This is a genomic window from Diaminobutyricimonas sp. LJ205 (assembly GCF_009755725.1).
Classification (GTDB): domain Bacteria; phylum Actinomycetota; class Actinomycetes; order Actinomycetales; family Microbacteriaceae; genus Ruicaihuangia.
Genome location: NZ_CP046619.1, coordinates 1,917,850 through 1,942,386 on the forward strand (window position 1 = coordinate 1,917,850; position 24,537 = coordinate 1,942,386).

Consider the following 24,537-nt stretch of genomic DNA (forward strand, 5'->3'; position numbering starts at 1 on the left):
CTGCACGCGTTCTCCAGCTGGGAATGAGAGTATTCCTTTGCACCACCAGAATGGAGACCCCCCTATCCATGAGCGAGACAACTGAGCTTCTGAAGAAGCTCATCCGTACTGAACCGATCCAACAGCGCAGTTCTGCGCGGATCACCCTGTTGCTCGACGCCGCAGCCACGATCATCTCGGAGCACGGCATTGAAGGCTTGACGACCAGTGACGTTGCAACACGCTCCGAATCATCGGTCGGCGTGGTCTACCGGTACTTCCCCAATATTCGTTCCCTGCTTCGTGCGCTGGCCGCGCGAAACCTGGAGCGCTATGTTGCCCGTCTGGAGGCGCAGCCTCCTGCCGCGTCCGCTCTCGACGGTGTGGACAACGCGATCGGCGTCATCGTCGACATGATGCGAACCGAGCCCGGCTTCCGTGCCATCCGGTTCGGAGATGTGATCGATGAGCGACTGCTCGAGCCCGAGATGGACAACAGCGGCATGATCGCCGAATTGTTCGAGTCCTTCCTCGTCGACCGCCACCAGGTCAGCCGCTCCGCCGAGCTGACCTTCCGGCTGCAGGTCGCCGTGGAGATCGCGGACGCCCTGATCAAGCGGGCCTTCGAAGTGGATGCGCGCGGCAACGCCCGCTTCATCGACCGGGCACGTGAGTTGGTGCGAGCCGAGGTTTCCCAGGTGATCGAGTGATCGAACTGCGCACGCCCGCCGAGATCGAACAGATGAAAGCGGCTGGAGCGTTTGTCGCCGACGTGCTCAAGGCCACGTCGGCGGCGGCTGCGGTCGGCGTGAACCTGCTCGAACTCGACGCGCTCGCGCACGACATGATCCGCACGGCCGGCGCCGAGAGTTGTTATTTGGACTATCACCCATCATTCGGCGGTTCGCCGTTCGGACGGGTCATCTGCACGTCGGTGAACGATGCCGCGTTGCATGGCGTCCCGCATGACTACCGGCTGAAGGACGGCGACGTGCTCAGCCTTGACTTCGCCGCATCCGTCGACGGTTGGGTGTGTGATTCGGCGGTGTCGGTCATTGTCGGCACTCCACGCGCCGAAGACGAACGGCTGATCGACGTGGTGGAGCGCGCCCTCGCTGCGGGCATCGCCGCGGCTCAGCCGGGCGGACGGATGGGCGACGTGTCGGCCGCGATCGGCGCGATCTGTCTGGCCGAGGGCTTCGGGGTGAACACCGACTTCGGTGGACATGGCGTCGGCCGCACCATGCACGGCGACCCACATGTACCGAACAACGGCCGCCCGGGACGCGGGATGCCGTTGAAGCCGGGTCTCGTCTTCGCAATCGAGCCCTGGTTGATGCACGGCACCGATCGGATCTACACCGACGCTGCCGACGGCTGGACGTTGCGGAGCGCGGATGGGTCTCGCGCCGCGCACGTGGAACACACGGTGGCAATCACCGAATCCGGTCCGGTGGTACTCACCGCGCGCTGAGCGCGTCAGCGGTCGGGCGAGGACTCCGGCGGTTCGATCCGGATGACCGGACCCTGGTCCAGGCGGGGGTCATACCCGCCGGGTGGCCGTGTCGCCGGAGGCTCCGGTGGCGTCATGGGTGTCTCGAAGCTCGCGATCACGACATCCATCCGTTGCTTGGTCTCGCGGATCAGCTGCGCGATGGCATTCCAGAACGCGCCAAGACCGATCAGCACACCGATCAGCGCCAGGGCGGCTGCGGTATCCGAGGTCCAGGCGATCGAGTGGCCGATGATCGTGAGATACCAGAGCGTCAGGATGATGGCATCCGCTGGGGCGACCGCCTTCTCGGCGCGCACCGAACGGCGTGCCCTGGTGATACCCGCCACCGCTCCGAGCGCGATCGCGAGCACCGGCGCGATGAAGAGGTAGCCGAAGAAGTTCCAGCCTCCCCCGACCACGCTGCGCGCCACGAGCATGAACACAGGCAGCAGGATCGCGGCCCAGAACTGGGTGCGATGGAGCGCACGGCGATACCACATAGGAACAAGGGTAGTAGGGCCTGCTTTGTTGAAAGCTGAGGGTCTCGGCAAGCTCGACCAGCGGGTCTCGGCAAGCTCGACCAGCGGGGCTCGGCAAGCTCGACCAGCGGAAGGGCTCAGCCCAGGTCGATCTCGAAGTCCAGCAGGTCCGGACGCACACGGCGGGTGCGTTCCACCTGCTGCTCGCGGCGCCAGGCGGCGATCGCGCCGTGATTGCCGCTCAGCAGCACCGGCGGCACCTCGAGCCCACGCCAGCTGGCGGGTTTCGTGTAGCTCGGATATTCGAGCAGCCCGTCCTCGTGGCTCTCCTCGGTGAGGCTCTCCGGGTTGCCGACCACGCCGGGGATGAGACGGCCGATGGCTTCGATCATCGCCATCACGGCGACCTCTCCCCCGTTCAGCACATAGTCGCCGAGGCTCACGAGGCGCACCCGAGCACGCGTCGCGGTGTGGTCGAAAACGCGCTGGTCGATGCCCTCGTAGCGGCCGCAGCCGAACACCAGGTGGGACTCGTGGGACAACTCCCGCGCCATTGCCTGGGTGAAGACGTCGGCGGCCGGGGAAGGGAAGATGACGAGCGGTCCGGATGCCGGATCCTCCGCACCGAGGACCTCGTCGAGCGCCTCACCCCACGGTTCCGGCTTCATGACCATGCCGGCGCCACCGCCGTACGGGGTGTCGTCGACCGTGCGGTGCCGGTCGTGGGTGTGGTCACGCAAGTTATGCACGCCGAGTTCGATCAGGCCCTGCTGCCGAGCCTTGCCGAGCAGCGAGATGTCGAGGACGTCGAAGAATTCCGGAAAGATCGTGACGATGTCGATGCGCACGATCGGACTCTAGTCGTCCGCGGGCGCCTCGCCCGCGTCATCCGGCAGCTCCTCGAACAAGCCGGCTGGCGGGGTGACCGTGACCGTTCCTGCGGCGATGTCGACGGCCGGCACGATCGCCTTGACGAACGGCACCATGACCTCATCGGTCGCCGTCTTGACGACGAGCAGATCCTGCGCGGGAAGGTGATCGACCCGAATCACGGCGCCGATGGCGACGCCGTCGCGCAGCACACGCAGGCCGACCAGCTGGTGGTCGTACCAGGCGTCCTCCTCAGCGGGCAGCACGGAGGTGTCCTGGTCGACCCAGAGGATCGCCTTGATCAGCGTCTCAGCCGTGGTGCGGTCGGGGACGTCCTTGAAGAAGCCGACCGGATGCCCGTTGTACCAGCGCAGCTCGATGAGCTCAAGGCTCTTGCCGTGCCACGGAGAGGACTCCGGCACCTGGAGGGTGAAGACCGCACCAGGAACGAACCGGCGTTCCGGTTCGTCGGTGAAGAGCTCGACCTTGATCGCGCCCTTCAGCCCGTGGGCCTTGGTGAGACGGCCGACGCGGAGCTGGGTGGTGCGATCCGGAGAGGGGTGGTTCGGTGACGCCATAGTGAAAGGTCGAAGCCTAGTTGTCGGTGTCGACGACATCGACGCGCACGCGCTTGCCATCGGCAAGAGCGGCGATCAGAGTGCGCAGCGCCTTGGCTGTGCGTCCGGCACGACCGATCACGCGGCCGAGGTCCTCGGGGTGCACACGCACCTCGAGGACCTCGCCACGCGGTGAGTCCTTCGCCACTACCTGCACATCGTCCGGGTGGTCGACGATCCCCTTGACGAGGTGCTCGAGAGCGGGAGCGAGCACTGGCTAGGCCTTGTCCTCGGTCGACTCAGCGGTCTCTTCGGCGGGAGCTTCCTCGGCGGGAGCTTCCGCGGCAGGAGCCTCCTCGGCGGCCGGGGCCTCCTCAGCCTTCGGCTCTGCCTTCTCGGTCTTCGGCTTCAGCACGGGCTTCTTCTTCTCGTCGGCGACGAAAGCAACCTTGGCGTCCTTGACCTTGACGGTGCTCACGGCGTCCTTGTCGCCCTTGAACTTGCCCCAGTCACCGGTGAGCTTCAGCAGCGCGGCGACCTGCTCGGTCGGCTGCGCGCCGACGCTGAGCCAGTACTGCGCACGCTCGGAGTTGACCTCGATCACCGAGGGCTCCTCGGTGGGGTGGTACTTGCCGATCTCTTCGATGACGCGACCATCGCGCTTGGTGCGCGCGTCGGCGACAACGATGCGGTAGTACGGCGCGCGGATCTTGCCCATGCGCTTCAAACGAATCTTGACAGCCACAATTCTCCTGAATTTACTTTGTGTGGTTGAACTGACAGCCGTGAGCGTGGGGGCACACTCGGCAAAAGCTCTGATGGGGTCTGTGAGCGCCTGATTAGAGGGTCGGGCAGGGCACAGACTCGACTAACCATTCTGGCAGATTTTTCGGCGACTCGCGCACCATCCCCGCCAACCTCGCGTGAAAGGGCGCGGCAGGGAAGAATCGCAGCGTGCGCCTCGACTTTCCGCAGTCCCCCCGCTCGACCCTCGGCATTGAATGGGAGTTGATGTGCGTCGACCGCAGGAGCGGCGAACTTCGCCCGGCCGCGCCGGAGATCCTTGCCAAGGTCGGCAGCGACACGAGCAAGTTCCCGCACGCAACCGTCGAGTTCCAGACCAACACTGTCGAGCTCGCGACCGCCCCGCACAGTCGGGTTGCCGACGCGGTCGCTGATCTGGCCGGGGTGCTCGAGAGCGTGCGGAATGCCGCCGAGCCGCTCGGCGTCGACCTGATCGGGGGCGGCACGCATCCGTTCGCCCAATGGTTCCGGCAGCATCTGACGCCGAACAAGCCGCGGTATGAGAAGGTCCTTGAACGCGCCCAGTGGTGGGCGCGGCAGATGCTCATCTGGGGCGTCCACGTGCACATCGGCGTCGACGACAAGCAGAAGGCGATTCCGTTGCTGAACGCGCTGCTGACCTATTACCCGCACTTCCAGGGGCTGTCGGCGTCAAGTCCGTTCTGGGCGAGCGAGCGTACCGGTTACGCGTCCAATCGTGCGCTGATCTACCAGCAGTTGAACACCGCGGGCATGCCGCCGCTGCTGAAGGACTGGGACGAGTTCGAGTCCATGGTCGGCGATCTGGTGCGTGCCGGGGTCATTGACGATGCCACCGAGTTGCGCTGGGACATCCGTCCGTCCTCGCGGTGGGGCACCCTCGAGGTGCGCATCTTCGACGGCGTGGCGACCCTCGACGAGGTGGGCGCCCTGGCTGCGCTCACCCAGTGCGTCGTCGAGGACCTGTCTTCACGAATGGATGCCGGTGAGGAACCGGTCGTCCTGCAGCAGTGGTACCTGCGTGAGAACAAATGGCGGGCCGCTCGCTACGGGCTCGACGCGACCATCATCACGAACCGGGAGGGCGACCAGGCCCCGCTGCGCGACGAGCTCCGGCAGCTCATCGCCCGTCTCGAGCCGACCGCTGAGCGACTCGGATGCCTGAACGAGTTGCGGTTTGCACTGACGATCCTTGAATCCGGCGCCGGCTACGAGCGGCAACTCGCCGCCGCCGAGGCCAGTGACGGCAGTCTCAAGGCGGTCGTCGCGCACCTCACGGCGGAACTGCGCGACGGCATCCAACCCGTCGGCTAACCGGCGTTCCGTGAGTCGCGCCAGGCCAACCATTTGCGCACGAAGTCGAGGTCGTAGTTCGGGGCGCTGAGGCCGAGCGTGAACAGGCTCGCCCCGAGGTTCCGCAAGGCATCCGCCTCCTCGGTCGAGCGCCGCTTCACCTCGACTGAGATCTCGATCTCATCCACGTTCCGGCCAACGGCCGCGCCGTGTCCGCGGAGCACGTCCAGTTTGTGCGCGAGCACCTCCGGGGTGGCGAAGCTGTGCCAGATGTCGGCGTGCTCGGCGACGATGCGGAGAGTGCGTTTCTCGCCAGCGCCACCGATCAGGATGGGAATCTGCCTGCTTGGCGGTGGGTTCAGTTTCTGCCAGCGGTCCTTGATCACCGGCAGTCCCGCAGCGAGATCGCGCAGTCGGCTGCCGGGGGTGCCGAACTCGTAGCCGTACTCGTCGTAGTCGCGCTGGAACCAGCCCGAGCCGGTGCCGAAGATGAAACGGCCGCCGGAGATGTGGTCGAGGGTGCGTGCCATGTCGGCCTGCAGGTTCGCGTTCCGATAGCTGTTGCAGTTCACCAGGGTGCCGAACTCCACCCGGCTGGTCTGCTCTGCCCAGGCGCCGAGCATCGTCCAGGCCTCGAAGTGCAGGCCATCGCGGTCGCCGGAAAGCGGGAAGAAGTGGTCCCAGTTGAAGATGATGTCGACGCCGAGCTCTTCAAGTTCGGCGACGATCCCGCGAATCTGCGAGTACGGGGCGTGCTGATTTCGCGATCTGCACGCCGATCCGGATCGGCCGCGGCATTTGGCTCACGTCTGGAGGCCCGCGGTCAGCGGCCGAGGAACTTCTGCAGCGACGCGAGCTCTTCTGGGCTCGGCGCGCCGGGCTTGCCAGCGCCCGCGCCGAGTCCGAAACCGCTGCCGGCCTCACCGGTGTTCGGCTTCACGCCGGCGGCGCGGGCCGCTTCCTCGGCGGCGCGCTTGGCCGGGTTGCCGGACTTCGACTTCGAGCTGGCCTTCTTCTTCGAGCCCGCCTTGCCGCGTCCGCCGCCGAATCCACCCGGCATGGGGCCCATGCCCGGGATCTGCGGGGTTCCACCGCGGGCGACGGTCTTCATCATCTTTGCGGCCTGCTCGAATCGAGTGACCAGCTGGTTGACGTCGGTGACGGTCATCCCGGAACCACGGGCGATGCGCAGCCTACGTGACCCGTTCAGAAGCTTGGTGTTCTGCCGTTCCGCTGGCGTCATCGACCGGATGATCGCCTCGGTGCGGTCGATCTCGCGCTCGTCGAAGTTCTCGAGCTGATCGCGCATGCCCTTGGCGCCCGGCAGCATGCCGAGCATGCCCTTGAGCGAGCCCATCTTCTTGAGCTGCTGCATCTGGCCGAGGAAGTCCTCGAGGGTGAAGCTGTCGGTCGCGAACTTCTCGGCGACCGCCTTCGCCTCTTCCTCGTCGAACGCCTTCTGGGCCTGCTCGATGAGGCTGAGGATGTCACCGAGGTCGAGGATGCGGCTCGCCATCCGGTCCGGGTAGAACGGCTCGAAGTCGCCGAGTCCCTCACCGGTGGAGGCGAACATGATCGGGCGGCCGGTGACCGATGCCACCGACAGCGCGGCACCGCCGCGGGCGTCGCCGTCGAGCTTGGTGAGCACCACACCGGTGAAGTCGACGCCATCCTGGAACGCCTTGGCGGTGGCCACGGCATCCTGACCGATCATCGCGTCGATGACGAACAGCACCTCATCGGGACTGGTCGCCTTGCGGATGTCGGATGCCTGCTTCATCAGTTCGGCGTCGACACCGAGTCGACCGGCGGTGTCGATGATGACCACGTCGTGCAGCTTGTCGGTGGCGAATCGGACCGCGTCCTTGGCGACCTTGACCGGGTTGCCGACACCATTGCCCGGCTCTGGAGCGAACACGGGCACGCCTGCCTGCTCACCGACCACCTGCAGCTGGGTGACCGCGTTCGGTCGCTGGAGGTCGGCAGCCACGAGCATCGGCGTGTGGTTCTGCTCGCGCAGCCACTTCGCGAGCTTGCCCGCGAGAGTCGTCTTACCGGCACCCTGCAGGCCGGCGAGCATGATCACGGTCGGCGGGTTCTTGGCGAACTCCAGACGCCGCTGCTGGCCGCCGAGAATTCGTACAAGCTCCTCGTTGACGATCTGCACGACCTGCTGGGCGGGGTTGAGGGCCTTGTTCACCTCGTCGCTGAGTGCACGCTCCCGCACGTGAGAGGTGAAGTCCTTGACGACCTCGAGCGCGACGTCAGCGTCGAGCAGGGCGCGTCGAATCTCGCGGACGGTGCCGTCGACATCCGCCGCGGACAGCTTGCCCTTGGTGCGGAGATTCTTGAAGGTCTCGGTAAGGCGATCGGAGAGTGTCCCAAAAGTGGCCATGGTGTCGCCTAGTTTAACCCGCGCCGCAACACTCCCCGCACAGGGTTTACCGTTGACGCATCCCCCCACCGGCTGTCCCCAAGGATCCTGATGCCCACCGAGCCGATCACCGAGCACGCAATCACCCGCACCGAACGACTGGATCGGTTGCCGTTCACGAAGGCGCACCGCAAGCTGCTGGTCGGCTCCGGTCTCGGCTGGGCGCTCGACGCCATGGATGTCGGGCTGCTGTCGTACGTGCTCGTCGCGCTGGCCGCCAGTTGGGAGATCACTCCGACCGAGCAGTCCTGGCTCGCCACGATCAGTGCGCTGGGCATGGCGATCGGCGCGAGCCTGGGTGGCCTGCTGGCCGACAAGGTCGGCCGTCGTCAGGTCTTCGCCGTCACGTTGCTGATCTTCGGCATCGCCACCGGGTTGAGCGCTCTCGCCTGGGGCGTCGGGGTGCTGCTGGTGCTGCGCTTCATCGTCGGTCTGGGGCTCGGTGCGGAGCTGCCGGTCGCGTCCACCCTGGTCAGCGAAATGGCGCCGTCGCGGATCCGTGGCCGGATCGTCGTGATCCTCGAGGCGTTCTGGGCTGTGGGCTGGCTCGCGTCGGCGCTGATCGGAGCGTTCATCGTGCCGACCAGCGAGAACGGCTGGCGCTGGGCGCTGGCGATCGGGCTGATTCCGGCGATCTACGCCGCGATCGTGCGGTTCGGGCTGCCGGAGTCGGTGCGCTTCCTGGAGGCGAAGGGCAGGCACATCGAGGCAGAGTCGGTCGTGCGCGACTTCGAGGCATCCGCGGGCATCGAGCAGGGTGGCATCACCGAGCCGGCGGCAGCAGCGCCAGCCAGCGCCGAGCGGACGACGGGCACCGCCGAGCCCGCGACGCTCGGCGCCCGGCAGCGGCTGGCCGCGTTGTTCTCGACCCGGTTGCGTGGACGCACGATCCCGCTCTGGGTGGTCTGGTTCTGTGTCAACTTCTCGTACTACGGCGCCTTCATCTGGTTGCCGACGATCCTGTTCAACTCGGGCTACCCGCTGGTGCGTTCGGTCGAGTTCACGCTCATCATCACGCTCGCTCAGCTGCCCGGCTATGCGGTCGCGGCCTGGCTGATCGAGAAGTGGGGTCGCCGGGCAACTCTGTCGGTGTTCCTTGCCGGATCGGCCGTCTCGGCGATGCTGTTCGGCACCGCGGCGACGGACACCACCGTGCTGCTGTTCGGCTGCCTGCTCTCGTTCTTCAACCTCGGCGCCTGGGGTGCGCTGTACGCCATCACGCCGGAGCTGTTCCCCACCCGGCTGCGCGCGACCGGCGCCGGCTGGGCGGCCGCGGTGGGCCGGATCGGCGCCATCCTGGCTCCGCTGAGCGTTCCGGTGCTCAGCGCCGCTGGCGGCAACGGGCTGCTGTTCGGTGTGTTCGGTGTGTTCTTCCTGATCGCGACCGTCGGCGCGCTGTTCCTGGCGGAGAAGCGTGGGCAGTCGCTCGAAGAGGAGTAGCACCGGGCGCCTATGCGACTGGCTGATCGCGTCATCCGATCATCTCCGAATGCCAGGACGAACTGTCATGCAAGAGTTTCGAACGCCGGGCTCTCAAGCCCGCACGGCCCGCTCCTCAACAGCGGAAGCTACTTGGAGGTGATCGGGGTGTCCGGGTAGTCGGTGCCGACAATCCCGTGCGGGCTGGACCACTCCAGCACTCCGGGGCTGATCTGTTTCACACTCCAGCCGGGCAAGTGTTTGAGGATGTGGCAGCCGCGACAGAGCAAGGCCAGGTTCTCGGCTGTCGTTTTGCCGCCGTGTTCCCAGGCCAGGGTGTGATCGAGGTCGCCGTGGCTGGCGGTGCGGGTGCAGAACGGACATCGACATCGTCGATCCCTCCCGCGGATGAATCGGCGCAGTTTCTTCGAGGGTCGGTAGGTGTCCGCGGCGAGCACCTGGCCGCTGACCGGGTCGGTGAGCAACCGGATCAGGGACGGTGCCTGCGCGGCCAGTTTGAGTGCCTCGGCCATGCCGATCGGGCCGCGGCCGGCGATCGTCGCCGGCTCGTCACCCTGACCCAGCAGGGTCAGCGCCGGGATCACGATCGACACCTCGGCGCGGATGCCGATTCCTGCGGCGTGCGGGGCATCCGGACAGCCGGACGGTTGCCGGGTGAGCACCAGCTCGCACATCAGGTCGGCGCGGATCTGATCCAGCGTGCGTGGCTCGTCCGGGTTGGCCGCCTTGACGGCTTTGGCTTGTTCGGTGAGTCGGTCCAGCATCGGCACCGCGAACACCGTCGGCAGGGTGTGGATGATCTCGGACATGCCGTCGTCCAGTTCCTGCAGCCGCACCGCCCGGTCCTCGACGGCCAGCTGGTGCCTGTCCTCGAAGCTGACCTCCGCGAGCCGGGTCGCGGCCAACCGGGCCTGTTTCCGCAACCGGCCCGGCGTGAGATCGACCGCCCGGTCGATGACCGCGGACTCATAGGTGGCGCGCAGTGTGGGGTCACCGATCGGCAGCCCGCATTCGATGATCACCCGGGCATGCCCGACACCGATCGTGCCGGTCTCCAGTGCGGCGAGGGTTCGCGGGAAGTCCTGAACCAGGGTCTCGGCGTCGTTGATCCGGGCCTGGAAGGTGCGCTCGGACAGGTGGGCGGCCATCCCCAGTTCGGCGGCCAGGGATCGGTAGACCAGTCCCCGGTCGGCACCCTTGCCGGCCTCGGCGACACTCATGCGAGCCAGGTTGGCAAGCTCGCGGCTCCTCCTCGCCTCCAGCTCGGCCTGCTCCTGCTCCATCCGGACAATGCGTTGGATGCCCTCCGGGATCGAGCCGGCAACCGTCTGCGAGGTGAACAGGTCACGCGGGAGCCGTCCCACCAGCCAACCCGACGCGCGCAAGTCCGCGACGCGCGCCTGAAAGGCCGCTTCGATCTGCTCGGCGGACAACGAATCGAGAGGCAACTCGGCCAGAACAGAGGCTTGTGCTTCGCCCCATCCGTTGGCTTCGTTGTCCATGCTCGAAGTCAATACCGGACCACCGACATTCCCGCGGACCGTTTCCACAGGGTCTCGACAGGCTCGACCAGCGGAAACAAGGCGGTGTCCAGAGGCGTCACTCGCTGCGCGCGGCGGCGCTCCCGGCCGCGAAAGGGAGCTAGCCGACCAGGTTCGCCGCGAAAACGTGCGGCGTGAAGCCGGTGAGGTCGTTGATGCCCTCGCCCTGGCCGATGAGCTTGATCGGGATGCCGGTCTTCTCCTGCACCGCAAGCACGAAGCCGCCCTTGGCTGAGCCATCCAGCTTGGTGATGACCAGTCCGGTGACCCCGGCGTGCTGGATGAACGCCTCCGCCTGCGCGACACCGTTCTGGCCGGTGGTCGCGTCCAGCACGAGCAGCACCTCGGCGATCGGTTCAAGCTTCTCGATCACGCGGCGCACCTTGCCGAGCTCGTCCATCAGGCCGGCCTTGGACTGCAATCGACCCGCGGTGTCGACCAGCACGATCTCAGCACCGGTCGCCCGGGCGGTCTCGATGGTCTGGTAGGCGACGGATGCCGGATCCTGCCCCGGCTGCTGCGGCCGCACGATCTCGGCGCCGGCTCGCTCGGTCCAGGTTGCCAGCTGTTCGACCGCGGCGGCACGGAAGGTGTCCGCGGCGCCGACCAGCACGGTGCGGCCATGAGTCTTCAGGAACTTGGCGAACTTGCCGATCGTGGTGGTCTTGCCCACGCCGTTGACGCCGACGACCAACACGACCGCGGGACGGTTGCTGAGGGTCAGCGTCGAGTCGTGCTTCGCGAGACGTTCCTCGATGGTCTCGCGCAGCATCCGCTTCAGGTCGGCCGGGTCGGTGGTGCGGTAGCGGTCCACCTTGTCGCGCAACTCATCGACGATCGCCTCGGTGATGTCTGGGCCGAAATCGGCGGTGATGAGCGCGTCCTCGAGGTCTTCCCAGGTGCCCTCATCGATGGTCTTTTTCGCGAACATGCCGCGCAGGGCGCCGGTGAGTGACCAGGGGGTGCGTTCAGCCATGACAACAGGCTAGAGCACCCTGCAGGCACGCCCGGCGAGCACCGCCACCCTTACGAGGCTGGTGAATGCATGGTTGTCTCGACTGGGAGGAGGTGCCCGTGACCGTTATCGGATTCCACGCATCGCACGAACAGATCCACCCCGCCGAACTGCTCAAAGCAGTCCAGCACGCTGAACAGGCAGGCTTCACCGCCGCCATGTGCAGCGACCATTTCGCCCCCTGGAGCGCCCGCCAGGGCCACTCCGGCTTCGCCTGGGCCTGGCTCGGCGCGGCATTGCAGGCGACCAGCCTGCCCTTCGGGGTGGTGAACGCCCCCGGGCAGCGCTACCACCCGGCGATCATCGCCCAGGCAATCGGCACGCTGGAGGCAATGTTCCCCGGCCGCTTCTGGGCCGCTCTGGGCAGCGGCGAGGCCGTGAACGAGCACATCACCGGCGAACGCTGGCCGGACAAGGACACTCGAAACCAGCGACTGCTCGAAAGCGTCGAAGTCATGCGCGCCCTGCTGGCCGGCCATGAAGTGAGCCGGACCGGCACCATCACGGTGGACCGCGCCAGGCTGTGGACCAGGCCGGACTCCCCGCCGCCGCTGATCGGCGCCGCCGTCTCCGCCGAGACCGCGGGCTGGGTGGCATCGTGGGCCGACGGTCTGGCGACGGTTGCCCAGCCGCTGCCGGTGCTGCGTGAGGTCATCGACGCGTACCGGTCCGAGGGCGGCAGAGGACCGCTGGTGCTGCAGGTGCACGTCAGCGTCGCGGACACGGATGCCGAGGCTCTCGCCATCGCGCACGACCAGTGGCGCAGCAACGTGTTTCCACCGCCGCTGAGCTGGGATGTCGACTCCCCCGAGATCTTCGACCTGGCGTCGGCGCATGTCGAGCCGGAATCGGTGCGCGACTCGGTGCTCGTGACATCCGACCCGTCCTGGCTGACCGACCGCGTCGGCGAGTTCATCGAGCTCGGCTTCGACGAGGTGTACCTGCACCACGTCGGCCAGCGGCAGGCCGCGTTCATCGACACCGTCGGTGAACGGGTACTCCCCGCGCTCCCCGTGACCCGAAAGGACGCCGCATGAGGATCAGCGACACCAGCGACCTGTGGTGGAAGAACGCCGTCGTCTACTGCCTGGACGTCGAAACGTACATGGACTGGAACGGCGACGGATTCGGCGACTTCGAAGGCCTCGCCCACCGCCTCGACCACCTGGCCGACCTGGGCGTGACCTGCCTCTGGCTGATGCCGTTCTATCCGACCCCGGACCGCGACGACGGCTACGACATCACCGACTTCTACGGCGTCGACCGGCGCCTCGGCCATTCGGGGGATCTCGTCGAGGTCATCCGCGGCGCGCGCGACCGGGGCATGCGGGTGATCGCCGACCTGGTGGTCAACCACACCTCGGTGAAGCACCCGTGGTTCCAGGCCGCCCGGGCGAGCCGGAACTCGCCGTACCGGGACTTCTACGTGTGGCGGGATGAGGTTCCGAAGGATGCCCCGGCCTCCGTCTTCCCGGGCGATGAGAAGGGCGTGTGGAGCTTCGACGAACGCGCCGGCCAGTACTATCTGCACCGGTTCTATCGCCACCAACCCGACCTGAACGTCAGCAACACGAAGGTGCGCGAAGAGGTCGGCAAGGTGATCGGCTACTGGCTCGAGCTGGGGCTGTCGGGTTTCCGGGTCGACGCCGTGCCGTTTTTCCTTGAAGGCACCGGGGACGACCCGTCCGAGGATCTCGCCGACCCGCACGGTTACCTGCGCGAACTCCGCGAGCTCGTCAGCCGCCGCCAGGGCGACGCCATCCTGCTCGGCGAGGTGAACCTGCCGTTCAAGGAGCAGCTCACCTATTTCGGCGGCAGCGACGGCGACGAGCTGAGCATGCAGTTCGACTTCGAGTCGATGCAGCGGCTCTACCTGTCGCTCGTCCGGGAGGACGCGCGACCGCTCGCGAAGACGCTGGCGAAGCGGCCGCCGGTGGCGCTCGCCTCGCAGTGGGCGAACTTCGTGCGCAACCACGATGAGCTCACCCTCGACAAGCTCAGCGAGTCGGAGCGTCAGGAGGTGTTCGCGGCGTTCGGGCCGGAGCCGGAGATGCAGGCGTACGGGCGCGGCATCGTGCGCCGGCTGCCGACGATGCTCGGCGGCGACCCGCGCCGCATCCGCATGGCCTACAGCCTGCTGTTCTCACTGCCGGGCACCCCGGTGCTGTTCTACGGTGAGGAGATCGGCATGGGCGAGAACCTCGCGGCCGGCGGCCGACTGGCGGTGCGCACGCCGATGCAGTGGTCGGATGGCAAGAACGGCGGTTTCTCCTCGGCGCGGCCGTCACAGCTGCCTGAGCCGGTCACACCCGATGGTTACGGCCCGGAGCATGTGAACGTCAACCGGCAGCGCCGCGACCCGGATTCGCTGCTGCATTTCATCCGCAACCTGATCACCCGCTACCGGGCGTCGCCGGAAATCGGCTGGGGCGAACTCGCGATCCTCGAGCAGCCCCATGCCGCGGTGCTCGCGCACCGGGTGACCAGCAGCTACGGCAGCATGATCGCGCTGCACAACTTCTCACCAGACGCGATCTCGGTGCCGCTCGTCGTGGAGGGAAGCGAGGAGGGTGCTCGCCTGAGCGACCTGCTGCACGATGAGGCGACCGAAATCGGCCGCGGCGGCAAGGTGGAGCTCACGCTCGACGGCTACGGCTACCGCTGGCTGCGCGTGCTGGAGCCCGGCAGTCGCAGGCTCTCGTGACGCCCTCGGGCAGGCTCCACAGGCCGGCTCGGGCAGAATGGAGGGGCCGCTCGACCGGGCGGTCCTCGACCCATCGGAGCTCCACCATGACGATCGCCTTCATCCGCCACGGACAAACCGACTGGAACGCCGCCGGGCGGATGCAGGGCAGGAGCGACATCGTGCTGAACGACACTGGCCGGCAGCAGGCGCGTGACGCGGTCGCCGTGCTCACCGACGCCGAGCTTGCCGGCGCCGAGTGGGAGGTCATCGTCTCGTCGCCGCTGCAGAGGGCTCGAGAGACCGCGGCGATCATCGCGGATGGCCTCGGCATCGAGCTGGGCAAGACCTATGAGCTGCTCGTCGAGCGCGACTACGGCGAGGGCGAGGGGCTCACGATGAACGAGATTCTGGAGCGCTGGCCGGATCGCGAGTACCCGGGACTCGAGCCGCTCGATTCGGTCGTCGCCCGCGGCCGGGCCGCGCTGGATGAGATCGCCGACGAGTACGCGGGCCGGAACGTGGTCATCGTCTGCCACGGCACGCTGATCCGCTACACGCTGGCGTCGTTGCTCGATCACCCGATCGACCAGATCACGAACGGCTCGGTCTCGACGCTCGACCGGACGGATGCCGCGTGGCGAGTGCTCACGGTGAACGGCGCCGTCATCGACTCGCTGGTCTAACGCACAGCGACGAGCGCCAAGGAGTAGAAGCGGCGCTCGTTTAGGACGCCTGCTCCTCCGGTTGCGCGACGCGCTGGCCGATCACCGCTGAGACGCCGTCCTGCCGCATCGACACACCGTACAGGGCGTCGGCGATCTCCATGGTGCGCTTCTGGTGGGTGATCACGATGAGCTGGCTGGACAGCCGCAGGTCCTGGAAGATTGTCAGCAGACGGCCCAGGTTCGCGTCATCCAGCGCCGCCTCGACCTCGTCCATGATGTAGAACGGGCTGGGGCGGGCCTTGAAGATCGCGATCAGCAGCGCGACCGCGGCGAGTGACCGCTCCCCGCCGGACAGCAGCGAGAGTCGCTCGATCTTCTTGCCTGCCGGTTTCACACTCACTTCGATGCCGGTGGTGAGCAGGTCGTCCGGATCGGTCAGCTGCAGGCTGCCAGTGCCGCCGGGGAACAGGATCGGGAACACCCGGTCGAACGCGGCCTGGGTGTCGGCGAAGGCCGCCGCGAAGATGTCCTGCATCTTCGTGTCGATCTCGTCGATGATCGTGAGCAGGTCCTTGCGGGTCTGGGTGAGGTCGGTGAGCTGCTCGGTGAGGAACTTGTGCCGCTGCTCGAGCGCGGCGAACTCCTCGAGGGCGAGCGGGTTCACCCGGCCCAGCTGCTGGTACTTGCGCTCGGCCTTGGCGAGGCGGGCCTTTTGTTCGGCGCGGTTGAAGGGCGCGCTGGCGGCCTCGCTGGCCGGGCCTTCCCCGCTGGTTGAGCCTGCCGAGACCTTCGCGTCGAGTTCCTCGTCGGTGGGTTTCGAGACGCTCGTTCCTCGCTCCTCAACCACGCCAGTGGTGTGCGCATCGTCCGCGGGCACCGGCACGTGCGGGCCATACTCGGCGACGAGTACGTCTTCGACGAGCCCGAGTTCGTCGCCGGCGCGCTCGAGCAGCGTCGACAGGTGCAGCTTCTTCTCGTAGATCTGCATCTCGAGGCCGTGCACGTTCTCGCTGACCGCGTGCAGGCGTTCCCGCAGCGCGCTCTCCGCGGCGCGCAGATCGGACAGTTCCCGGTTCTGCTCGGCACGCGCGGCCTCGGCGGACGCGAGCCTCACACGCGCTTCGGCGACCGATCGGTCGACGGCGTTCAGCACGGGCGGCAGCGCGTCGACGACCGTGGTCGCCGACTGCATCTGCCGCTGCCGCAGCACGGCGAGCCGCGCCTGCTCCTCGGCAGCGGCACGTTCGTCCTCCCGCTGCCGGGCCAGCTCGATCGCTCGGGCCTCCTCGGCGCGCACCCGTTCGCGGGCGGTCTCGAGCTGGATACGGGTCTCCACCTCGGCAGCGCGAGCCGCCTCAAGCTCGGTCAACAGTCCGCCCCTGGCCGACACGTCCAGGATCGGACGCGGCTTCGCCGAGTACTCGTCATGCTCGGCCCGGGCTTTGTCGACGCCGGTTTCGGCGACCCGCACGGCTTCAGCGGCAACAGCCACGGCGGTGCTGAGCCGTTCACACTCAGCCTCGGTCGCCTCGAGCTGCACGCGGGTGCGTCCGAGCTGCTGATCGTGGGCCGCCAGCCGCTGGTCGCGCTCACGTCGCTTCGCCAGCAGGGCGGCGGCATCCTTCTTCGCGGTATCCACGGCCGCCCGCTTGTCGGTGAGCAGTCCGCGGATGCGCTCGACCTGGGTAGTGACCTCGGTGAGGCGGGCGGCGGCCGCGTCGCGTTCGGCGATCAGTTCGATGCGGCCTTGCTTGCCGCCGGACCCGCCGCGCAGCACGTAGCGGGTGAGCACGTCGCCGTCACGGGTGACGATGGTGAGGCCGTGGCCGAGTTCGGCCAGTTGCGGCGCGGCCCGGCGGGCGGCAGCCAGGTCGTCGGCGATCGCGATCAGGGTCAGGATGCCGCGGACACCGACCGGCCCCTGGACGACCGAGCTGGCCGGCACGATGCCGTCGATGGTGGGCCACTGGGGCTCGTGATGTGCGCTGTCGTCCGAGCCATCCGCGACGACCACCTCGACGCGGCCGAAGTCCTTGTCCTTGGCGTGGGCGAGCGCTTCGTGCGCAGCGTCGCGGGAGTCGGCGAGCACCGCGTCGGCGAGGGTGCCGAGAGCGGCAGCCACTGCGGTTTCGAATCCGGGAGTGACCTGCACGTGTTCGGCGACCAGGCCGCGCACCCCGGACAGTCCGGCCGCGACCAGATCGCCGGCGCCGTCCTTGACTTCCAGCGCGCGGGACAGGGCACTGGTGCGCGCGGCGAGCGCGTCGCGTTCGCGCTCGGCGGCGTGCAGTTCGTCGCGCAAGGTTTCGATGTCGGCTTGCAGGGCGACGACCGCGGCATCCGCTGCTTCGTGCGCCTCCTCGAGGCCGCTGTCGGCGTCGTCCGCGTCGTCGTTCTGCTGTTCGAGGGCGCCGAATGCGGCGCGGGCCTGCTCGCGGCGCTCGGTGGCGGCGTCCAGTGTGTTCTGCTGGCGCAGCAGCTCACCGCGGGCACCGGCGAGCTTGGACTGCGCGAGTTCGATCTGACTGCCGAGCCGAGCGACCTCGAGGTCGTGCTGCGAGACCAGGGCGCTCTGCGCGCTGATCTCCTCGTCGAGCGAGTCGAGTGACGCCTTCGCGGTCGCCGTCGCGGCCGCGGCTCGACCCACGGCTTCCTCGGCGGCGCCGACCCCGGCGCGCAGCCGGTCGGCTTCGTCCCGGGCATCCTGAACCATCTGCGGTGAGATCGTCGACTGCATTCCGGGCAGTTCCGCCTGCTGGCCGAGCAGCGCGAGTTTCTGGTTCGCCAGCGAGTACAGGTTGCGCAGGCTCTGCTGCACCTGTTCGAGTTCGAAGGTGACCCGTCGGGCGGTGTCGACGGCGTCGCCAGTCATGGCCTGCTCGATGTGGGTCTGCCGCAGCTTGGCCTGGTCGACCTGCTCCTGAAGGACGATCCGTTCGCTCTTGCGGTCGTTCTCGGAGCGGCTGAACTCGGTGATCGCCTGCCGCAGTTCCACGACCTCGTCGGCCAGCAGGCGGGCGCGGGCATCGCGGACGATCGCGGCGATGGTCTGGGCCTCACGGGCGATCTCAGCCTGGTGGCCGAGCGGCTTCAATTGGCGCCGGATCTCACCGGCGAGGTCGTTCAGCCGGGTGAGGTTCGCCTGCATGGCTTCGAGCTTGCGTACCGTCTTTTCCTTGCGGCGGCGGTGCTTGAGGATGCCGGCGGCTTCCTCGATGAACCCGCGGCGTTGCTCCGGGGTGGCGTGCAGCACGTTGTCGAGCCGGCCCTGGCCGACGATGACGTGCATTTCCCGGCCGAGGCCGGAATCGCTGAGCAGCTCCTGCACATCGAGCAGCCGGCAGCTTTCCCCGTTGATGGCGTACTCGGAGCCGCCGTTGCGGAACAAGGTGCGGCTGATCGTCACCTCGGTGTACTCGATCGGCAGCGCACCATCGCTGTTGTCGATCGTGAGCGTGACCTCGGCGCGGCCGAGCGGGCCGCGGGTCGAGGTGCCGGCGAAGATGACGTCTTCCATCTTGCCGCCGCGGAGGGTCTTCGCGCCCTGCTCCCCCATCACCCAGGCCAGCGCGTCGACGACGTTCGACTTGCCCGAGCCGTTCGGACCGACGACACAGGTCACCCCGGGTTCGAAGGCAAACGTGGTCGGCTGTGCGAAGGACTTGAACCCCTTGAGGGTCAGGCTCTTCAAATACACGTGGCCGCCTTCATTCGCCCGGAAATACTGGCACTACGGTACCGGACTGCCGCCGCCCGGCCCGCCGTGGCGCGCGGCACACCGGTAGGGTGTCCGTGGCGCGCGCCACCGCCCGGCTCAGCCTCGACACCGTCGCCGCTGCGGGCGTAGGCTGATGCGCTGCGTCCGCCGAAGAGATTGAGTCATGAGCGCGTTCACCATTGACGAATTGCCGATCCCCGAGAATCTGGACGGTGAGCATGGCGACGCGTTCCGCGAGATGGTCGAGGTACGGAACACGATCGAGGCCGACACGATCGGCAACCGCGACCTCAACTACGCGCCAGACGAGTTGCTGCCGTTCTGGCAGAACCAGCAGTACAACCCGATGCGCGTGCTCGTCGCCCGAGTGGACCGTCGCGTCGTCGCCAGAGCCGTGTTCGAGCTGCAGGCCGAGGAGTCGGCCGAGGCGTCCTTCATTTCGATTGAAGTGCTCGCAGAGCATCGCCGACAGGGCATCGGCAGCGCCTTGTACGAGCGGCTGCTCGAGTGGACCCGCGAGGCCGGCCTGCGCGTGATGCAGTGCTACGTGCTGCACCGGCCCGACAGGACCGGCCCGCAGTTGGCTGCGCCGACTGGTTATGGATCGGTGCCAGCGGATGACCCGGGGTCGCGCTTCCTCGTGGCTCGCGGCTTCACCCTGGAGCAGGTGGACCGGATGAGCCGGCTGCCGCTGCCACTGGAGCCGAACGTGATCGACACGAACCTGCGGCTCGCGTCGCGCGCCGCAGGCCCCGACTACAGCCTGGTGCACTGGGTGGGCCGCACCCCGGACGACCTGGTCGAGGACCTGGCCCGACTGCGTCAACGGATGAGCGTGGACGCCCCGGCGGCGGGCCTGGCCTTCGCCGAGGAGGAGTGGGACGCGGAACGCATCCGCACCACCGACGACCTGGCCGCGAAGAGTCCGCGAATGCTGCTGTACGCGGCGGTCCGGCACGAGCCGAGCGGTCGCCTGGTGGGCTTCACCGAGCTGTCGGCGCCGCCGGAGCTGAGCCGCCCGGTGGATCAGGGTGACACCCTGGTGATTCGCGAGCACCGCGGTCACCGGCTGGGCATGCTGCTCAAGATCTCGAACCTCAAACATCTCGAAGCGGTGCGTCCTGGACATCCGAGCGTCATCACCTTCAACGCCGAGGAGAACCGCTACATGCTCGCCGTGAACGAGGCAGTCGGTTTCGTCCCGGCCGGCTACGAGGGCGGCTGGAAGAAGCTGCTCGACTGAGTTGCCAGCGCGGGCGCCGCGTCGAGGTGGACGACCCGGTCGACCAGGTCAAGACCCTCGGTGCGGTGGGTGACCAGCAGCACGCTGCGACCGGATGCCCGGGCTTCGGCCAGCAGGTCGGCCATCAGTGCTTCCGCGGTCGGTTCGTCCAGGCTTTCGGTCGGCTCATCGAGGATCAGCACGCGCGCGTCACGCACGAGCGCGCGGGCGAGCGCGAGCCGGCGCCGTTCACCACCGGACAGGGTCATTCCACCCGAGTCCAGCCAGGTGTCGAGGCCCGCGGGCAGCGCGTCGAGCCAGTCGGAGAGTCCCGCGCGATCCAACGCGTCGAGCAACGCGTCGTCGGTGACCTCGTCGCCGGCGAACCGCAGGTTCTCGCGAACCGTGCTGGCGAACACATGGTCGTACTCGCCGAGCGCCGTCACCGTGCGTCGCAGGTCATCGCCCGGGATGTCGAGAATGTCGACCCCGTCGAGCGTCACCCGTCCGCCGCTCGGGTCGAGGAGCCTCAGGGCAACCGCGACCAGGGTGGACTTGCCCACTCCGGACGGGCCGAGCAGCGCGACCTGCTCCCCGGGGTTCAGCTGCAGGTCGAATTCGCGCACGGCCGGGCTTGATCCCCAGCCGGCGCTGACGCCCTCGAAGCGCAGTCCCCGCTGGTCGAGCGCCCAGCGGAGTGCGCTCGACCCGCGCGAATCGGGTTCGGATGCCGCGGACGGCGCGCCGGCGACCGCGTCGAGCCGCGCCCCGGCCGCCTTCCCGCGACGAATCGCCAACGCAGCTGGCACCGCGGCAAGAGCAGGCTCCGCCAGGGTCAACGTTGCCAGGGCGAGGATGCCGAACACTTCGTCGGTGATGCCGCCCGCGGCGAATCCGGCGGCGCCCGCGATGAGGACACCGACGACGGCGACCGCGATCCCCAGCCGGGCAACGGCATCCGCGACCCCGCCGCGCCAGGCGGCGCGGGTTTCCGCCCGCGCCAGGGCGGCGCTGCGCTCGGCGGGAACGGCGGTGACCTCGTGCACACCGCGGGCGAGCAGGTCTTCAAGCGCGTCCGTTGATTCGACGAGCGCCTCGGTCAGGCGCGTGCGCCGGTCGCTAAGGGCGCGTTCGTCCGCGGCATCCAGCACCACAGCGAGCAGCGGCGCGACGATCAGCGTCAGGGCAAGGCCGGCCGCAAGCGGCAGCGCGGCACCCGGCAGAACCGCACCGGCAATCCCGAGGGCCACCAGGCAGGCAATCGCCGCGGCTGCGAGCGGCAGCCCACCACGGAGTGTGCCATCCAGCCGCTCGTCGACGTCACCGACCAGGCGGGCGAGCAGGTCTCCGCGCCGCGGCGGAACCGCGCCCGGTAACCGCGTCGACAGCGCATCGACGAACCGGGCGCGCATCGAGGCCAGCCGGCCGAGCGCGAGATCGTGCGACGCGAGCCGTTCGAAGTAGCGCAGCAGCGGCTTCAGCACGGCCGAGCCGCGCACGATGACGACGGCGATCGACAGGGTCAGCACGGGCGGCTGCTCGGCGGCGCGCACGATCATCCACGATGCCGCCGAGGTCAGCGTCGTGCCCGTCAGGTAGGCGGCCGCGCCGAGCAGGGCGGCACCGGCCAGACGCACCGGCATCGGCATCCGGGCCCAGCGCCTGCGCACACCGGTGAGCGCGTCGGCCTCGTCATCGACCGCGCTGGAGGCCTCAGGCAGCAGGCTGCCGCGCTCCGGCAGCGGAGTGGTCACCTGCACGCTGCGGTCGGCCGCGGCGATCACCGCCGGCCGGTGCGCGACGGTGATAACCGTGCAGCCCGCCGCGACCAGCTCATCCAGCCGGGTGAGCACGCGCCGCTCGGAGGCCGCGTCCAGGTGCGCGGTCGGCTCATCAAGCAGCAGCAACTGCGGTTTCGCGGATGCCTCGTGCAGCAGCCGCGCGAGCGCCAGTCGCTGGCGCTGGCCCGCCGACAGCCCGTGGCCGCCTTCACCGAGCGGCGTCGCCAGACCGTCGGGCAGTTCACCGTCGAGGCCGACTGTGGCCAGCGCGTCAGCCCCGGCTGTGCCGAGCGCATCGGCGACGGTGCGCGCGTGCGGGAATCGCGGCTGCTGCGGCAGGTACAGGGCCGCGCCTGCCCTCACGCGTCCCTCGGTCGGGGTTTCGATGCCGGCCAGGACGCGCAGCAGGGTGGTCTTGCCCGCGCCGGACGCGCCGGTGATGGCGACGAATTCGCCGGGGAACACGGTCAGCTGATCGATTCGCAGCGCCGCGCGGGAGCGGCCCGGGTAGCGCACCACGAGGTTCTTCGCCGAGACGCCGGTGTCCAGCGTCCGGGCTGCGCGGGCCGCGACATCCGGGGTCGCCTGCTTGCCGGTGATCTCATCGATGCGATCGGCGACCGCGCTCGCTTGCGCGGAGTCGTGGAACTGTGAGCCGAGTTCTCGCAACGGCCGGTACGCCTCCGGGGCGACCAGGATCGCCAGCAACGCGGGGAGAAGGCCCAGGTCGCCGGCGGCCAGCCGAAGTCCTGCGCTGACCGCGACGACGCCGACCGAGATCGTGGCGACCAGATCGAGCACAGTCGACGACATGAACGCGACCACCAGCACCCGCATCGTGGCCGACCGGTAGCGGTCGGTGATCGCGGCAACCGAGCGGGATTGGCGGCTGGCGCGTCCGAACAGGCGCAGCGTCGGCAACCCGCGGACGACGTCGAGGAAATGCCCGGCGAGGGCCTGCCCGGACTCCCATTGCGCGTTCGCGCGCTTCTGGGTCGCCCAGCCGACCAGTGCTGCGAACAGCGGCACGAGCGGCAGGGTGGCGAGAACCGTCAGCGCCGAGGTGAGGTCGACGAGCGCGAGGGTGAGCAGCACCGCCGCCGGCACCACCGCGGCGCTCACCACCGACGGCAGATAACCGGTGAACCAGGGTCGGAGCGCCTGCAGGCCGGTTCCGAGCAGGGCGGCGAATCCGGCCTGCCCGGCCGCGCCGCTGCCGTCGCCGCGCCAGCTCGCCAGCCAGGCCGGACCGCGCGTCGCCGCCGCCGTCAGCAGGGTGGTGCGCACCTGGGCGGTGACCCGCGCGACCGCGCGCTCGGCGGCGACCCGCTTGCCCCAGGCGAGCAATGCCTGAGCGGCCAGAGCACCTCCGGCAATCAGCAGCGGAGCGACCGGCAACTCCGCGGGCTGGATGACCACCGAGGCCACGAACCACGCCGCGCCGATCAGCACCGCCATGGTCGCCACGCCGGCGACGACCTCCATCGCCGCGAGTGCGGTGATGGAGCCCCGCGCGCCGCGGGCGATCCTCAGCAGGCGGGCGTCGACGGGTCCGCGGCTCATGAAGCCACGCGCTCGCTCGCCACCCGCTTACGGAGCACCCAGTACGAGAAGGCCTGGTACAGGAAGACGCCGGGCAGGATGAAGAGCGCGCCGATCGAGATGACCTCCAGCGCGTAGTCGCTGTTGGCGCCGTTGTAGATCGTGACCGACCAGGCGTCGTTCAGCGTCGATGGCAGCACAACAGGCAGGTTCACCGCGAGCGCAGCGATCACGGCAAGCGCCGTGCCGATGCTGGCGAGTGTGAAGCCCACGCCCTCATGCACGGCGCGGGAGGCACCGGATGCGCCGAACATCAGCACCGCGATGACGATGAGCAGCATGCCGGCCACCACCGCCCCACCGATCAGCGCCAGCACCGCAATCGCCGCGGCAGCGAATCCGAGGAACCCGGTGAACACGATCGACAGGCGGCGGGCACGTTCCCGCACCGGTCCGGTGGTGCGCAGCGCGACGAACGCGGCGCCCAGGGCGAGTGAGGTGCCGACCGCGGCGAGGGCGCCGATGATCGCGCCGGGGGTGGCCAGCGGGGCAAGGCTGCGGGAGAGCGCGCCGGCAGTTTCCTGCACCTCACCGTTCTCGCCGATCGGCAAGCCGGTGGCGATGATGCCGATCAGGGCGCCGAAGCCGGCCGCGACCACAAGTGCCGAGATCGCATGCACGATGTCCGAGTTGCGTCGCCACTTCGGGGCATCGTGCTTGTTGCGGAACTCGAGCGCAACGCCGCGGGCGGCGAGACCGGCGAGCATGAGCACTACCGGCAGGTAGGTGCCCGACAGCAGCGCGGCGTACCAGTCCGGGAATGCGGCGAAGGTCACACCGATCGCGGCGACCAGCCAGACCTCATTGCCGTCCCAGAACGGGGCGATGGTGCGTGCGGCGGCGCCGCGCTCGTGCTCGTCACGGCCGAGCACGGGCGTGAGCATCCCGACACCGAGGTCGAAGCCCTCGAGCACGAAGAACAGCACCCAGCAGGCGATGGTGAGGATGATCCAGAGGATTGCGAGATCCATGACAGG

At 68.4% G+C, this 24,537-nt stretch carries 20 protein-coding genes; 8 read left to right on the forward strand and 12 right to left on the reverse strand.

Annotation, left to right across the window (positions count from 1 at the left end):
• Positions 1–68 precede the first annotated feature (68 nt).
• Complete coding sequence (locus GO591_RS09275) at positions 69–689, forward strand: TetR/AcrR family transcriptional regulator (RefSeq protein ID WP_157156554.1); 621 nt, start codon at positions 69–71, stop codon at positions 687–689.
• Positions 686–1,453: a type I methionyl aminopeptidase gene (gene map / locus GO591_RS09280; protein WP_157156555.1), complete on the forward strand. Its 768-nt coding sequence runs from the start codon at positions 686–688 to the stop codon at positions 1,451–1,453. Before GO591_RS09275 ends, map begins: the two co-directional genes overlap by 4 nt.
• A gap of 5 nt (positions 1,454–1,458) precedes the next feature.
• On the opposite strand, the gene GO591_RS09285 is transcribed toward map, so the two are convergent.
• From GO591_RS09285 to rpsP, 5 genes are all read right to left on the reverse strand, one after another.
• Positions 1,459–1,974, reverse strand: coding sequence for a hypothetical protein (locus tag GO591_RS09285; protein ID WP_157156556.1), 516 nt, complete (start codon positions 1,972–1,974; stop codon positions 1,459–1,461).
• Positions 1,975–2,090: 116 nt separating this feature from the next.
• A complete protein-coding gene (gene trmD / locus GO591_RS09290; protein ID WP_157156557.1) occupies positions 2,091–2,801 on the reverse strand; it encodes a tRNA (guanosine(37)-N1)-methyltransferase TrmD in 711 nt (236 codons plus the stop codon).
• A 9-nt stretch (positions 2,802–2,810) separates the two neighbouring features.
• The gene (rimM, locus tag GO591_RS09295; RefSeq protein WP_157156558.1) at positions 2,811–3,401 is read right to left on the reverse strand and encodes a ribosome maturation factor RimM; all 591 of its coding nucleotides are present in this window, start codon (positions 3,399–3,401) and stop codon (positions 2,811–2,813) included.
• 16 nt (positions 3,402–3,417) lie between these two features.
• Positions 3,418–3,654: an RNA-binding protein gene (locus GO591_RS09300; RefSeq protein ID WP_157156559.1), complete on the reverse strand. Its 237-nt coding sequence runs from the start codon at positions 3,652–3,654 to the stop codon at positions 3,418–3,420.
• 3 nt (positions 3,655–3,657) lie between these two features.
• The gene (gene rpsP / locus GO591_RS09305; RefSeq protein ID WP_157156560.1) at positions 3,658–4,125 is read right to left on the reverse strand and encodes a 30S ribosomal protein S16; all 468 of its coding nucleotides are present in this window, start codon (positions 4,123–4,125) and stop codon (positions 3,658–3,660) included.
• Positions 4,126–4,334: 209 nt separating this feature from the next.
• Here rpsP and GO591_RS09310 point away from each other — a divergent pair, with 209 nt between their 5' ends.
• Positions 4,335–5,477, forward strand: coding sequence for a glutamate--cysteine ligase (locus GO591_RS09310; RefSeq protein WP_157156561.1), 1,143 nt, complete (start codon positions 4,335–4,337; stop codon positions 5,475–5,477).
• On the opposite strand, the gene GO591_RS09315 is transcribed toward GO591_RS09310, so the two are convergent.
• Together GO591_RS09315 and ffh are read right to left on the reverse strand one after the other, a co-directional pair.
• Entirely contained in the window at positions 5,474–6,193 is a 720-nt protein-coding gene (locus GO591_RS09315) for an LLM class F420-dependent oxidoreductase (RefSeq protein ID WP_198295616.1), read from the reverse strand. The genes GO591_RS09310 and GO591_RS09315 overlap by 4 nt on opposite strands.
• An 86-nt stretch (positions 6,194–6,279) precedes the next feature.
• A complete protein-coding gene (gene ffh, locus GO591_RS09320; protein ID WP_157156562.1) occupies positions 6,280–7,851 on the reverse strand; it encodes a signal recognition particle protein in 1,572 nt (523 codons plus the stop codon).
• Between the two features lie 90 nt (positions 7,852–7,941).
• Between ffh and GO591_RS09325 the strand changes: the two genes are divergently transcribed.
• Positions 7,942–9,330 (forward strand): MFS transporter, encoded by a 1,389-nt coding sequence (locus GO591_RS09325; protein WP_157156563.1) that lies wholly within the window; start codon positions 7,942–7,944, stop codon positions 9,328–9,330.
• A gap of 128 nt (positions 9,331–9,458) precedes the next feature.
• On the opposite strand, the gene GO591_RS09330 is transcribed toward GO591_RS09325, so the two are convergent.
• Positions 9,459–10,832 carry an HNH endonuclease gene (locus tag GO591_RS09330; protein ID WP_157156564.1) on the reverse strand — a complete coding sequence of 458 codons (1,374 nt, stop codon included), beginning with the start codon at positions 10,830–10,832 and terminating at the stop codon, positions 9,459–9,461.
• A 139-nt stretch (positions 10,833–10,971) separates the two neighbouring features.
• A complete protein-coding gene (gene ftsY / locus GO591_RS09335) occupies positions 10,972–11,847 on the reverse strand; it encodes a signal recognition particle-docking protein FtsY (protein WP_157156565.1) in 876 nt (291 codons plus the stop codon).
• Positions 11,848–11,945: 98 nt separating this feature from the next.
• Here ftsY and GO591_RS09340 point away from each other — a divergent pair, with 98 nt between their 5' ends.
• The 3 genes from GO591_RS09340 (at position 11,946) to GO591_RS09350 (ending at position 15,255) form a co-directional block, all read left to right on the forward strand.
• The gene (locus GO591_RS09340; protein ID WP_157156566.1) at positions 11,946–12,923 is read left to right on the forward strand and encodes a TIGR03885 family FMN-dependent LLM class oxidoreductase; all 978 of its coding nucleotides are present in this window, start codon (positions 11,946–11,948) and stop codon (positions 12,921–12,923) included.
• The gene (locus tag GO591_RS09345) at positions 12,920–14,590 is read left to right on the forward strand and encodes an alpha-amylase family protein (protein ID WP_157156567.1); all 1,671 of its coding nucleotides are present in this window, start codon (positions 12,920–12,922) and stop codon (positions 14,588–14,590) included. The genes GO591_RS09340 and GO591_RS09345 overlap by 4 nt, the downstream gene beginning before the upstream one ends.
• Before the next feature lie 86 nt (positions 14,591–14,676).
• Positions 14,677–15,255 carry a histidine phosphatase family protein gene (locus tag GO591_RS09350; RefSeq protein WP_157156568.1) on the forward strand — a complete coding sequence of 193 codons (579 nt, stop codon included), beginning with the start codon at positions 14,677–14,679 and terminating at the stop codon, positions 15,253–15,255.
• Between the two features lie 40 nt (positions 15,256–15,295).
• Here GO591_RS09350 and smc read toward each other — a convergent pair whose 3' ends face one another.
• Positions 15,296–18,934 (reverse strand): chromosome segregation protein SMC, encoded by a 3,639-nt coding sequence (gene smc, locus GO591_RS09355; protein WP_157156569.1) that lies wholly within the window; start codon positions 18,932–18,934, stop codon positions 15,296–15,298.
• A gap of 184 nt (positions 18,935–19,118) precedes the next feature.
• Here smc and GO591_RS09360 point away from each other — a divergent pair, with 184 nt between their 5' ends.
• A complete protein-coding gene (locus GO591_RS09360) occupies positions 19,119–20,198 on the forward strand; it encodes a GNAT family N-acetyltransferase (protein WP_157156570.1) in 1,080 nt (359 codons plus the stop codon).
• Here the strand turns inward: GO591_RS09360 and cydC are convergent.
• Positions 20,165–23,521, reverse strand: a complete 3,357-nt coding sequence (gene cydC, locus GO591_RS09365) for a thiol reductant ABC exporter subunit CydC (RefSeq protein WP_157156571.1) — start codon at positions 23,519–23,521, stop codon at positions 20,165–20,167. The two genes, GO591_RS09360 and cydC, sit on opposite strands and share 34 nt — an antisense overlap.
• Positions 23,518–24,531 carry a cytochrome d ubiquinol oxidase subunit II gene (gene cydB, locus GO591_RS09370; protein WP_157156572.1) on the reverse strand — a complete coding sequence of 338 codons (1,014 nt, stop codon included), beginning with the start codon at positions 24,529–24,531 and terminating at the stop codon, positions 23,518–23,520. The genes cydC and cydB overlap by 4 nt, the downstream gene beginning before the upstream one ends.
• Positions 24,532–24,537 lie beyond the last annotated feature (6 nt).

What these genes read in the sequence shown, in the direction of transcription:
- GO591_RS09275 (WP_157156554.1), top strand. Translation starts at nt 69, where the DNA reads ATGAGCGAGACAACTGAGCTTCTGAAGAAGCTCATCCGTACTGAACCG.
- GO591_RS09285 (WP_157156556.1), bottom strand. Translation starts at nt 1,974, where the DNA reads ATGTGGTATCGCCGTGCGCTCCATCGCACCCAGTTCTGGGCCGCGATC.
- rimM (WP_157156558.1), bottom strand. Translation starts at nt 3,401, where the DNA reads ATGGCGTCACCGAACCACCCCTCTCCGGATCGCACCACCCAGCTCCGC.
- ffh (WP_157156562.1), bottom strand. Translation starts at nt 7,851, where the DNA reads ATGGCCACTTTTGGGACACTCTCCGATCGCCTTACCGAGACCTTCAAG.
- GO591_RS09325 (WP_157156563.1), top strand. Translation starts at nt 7,942, where the DNA reads ATGCCCACCGAGCCGATCACCGAGCACGCAATCACCCGCACCGAACGA.
- GO591_RS09330 (WP_157156564.1), bottom strand. Translation starts at nt 10,832, where the DNA reads ATGGACAACGAAGCCAACGGATGGGGCGAAGCACAAGCCTCTGTTCTG.
- ftsY (WP_157156565.1), bottom strand. Translation starts at nt 11,847, where the DNA reads ATGGCTGAACGCACCCCCTGGTCACTCACCGGCGCCCTGCGCGGCATG.
- GO591_RS09345 (WP_157156567.1), top strand. Translation starts at nt 12,920, where the DNA reads ATGAGGATCAGCGACACCAGCGACCTGTGGTGGAAGAACGCCGTCGTC.
- GO591_RS09350 (WP_157156568.1), top strand. Translation starts at nt 14,677, where the DNA reads ATGACGATCGCCTTCATCCGCCACGGACAAACCGACTGGAACGCCGCC.
- GO591_RS09360 (WP_157156570.1), top strand. Translation starts at nt 19,119, where the DNA reads ATGAGCGCGTTCACCATTGACGAATTGCCGATCCCCGAGAATCTGGAC.
- cydC (WP_157156571.1), bottom strand. Translation starts at nt 23,521, where the DNA reads ATGAGCCGCGGACCCGTCGACGCCCGCCTGCTGAGGATCGCCCGCGGC.
- cydB (WP_157156572.1), bottom strand. Translation starts at nt 24,531, where the DNA reads ATGGATCTCGCAATCCTCTGGATCATCCTCACCATCGCCTGCTGGGTG.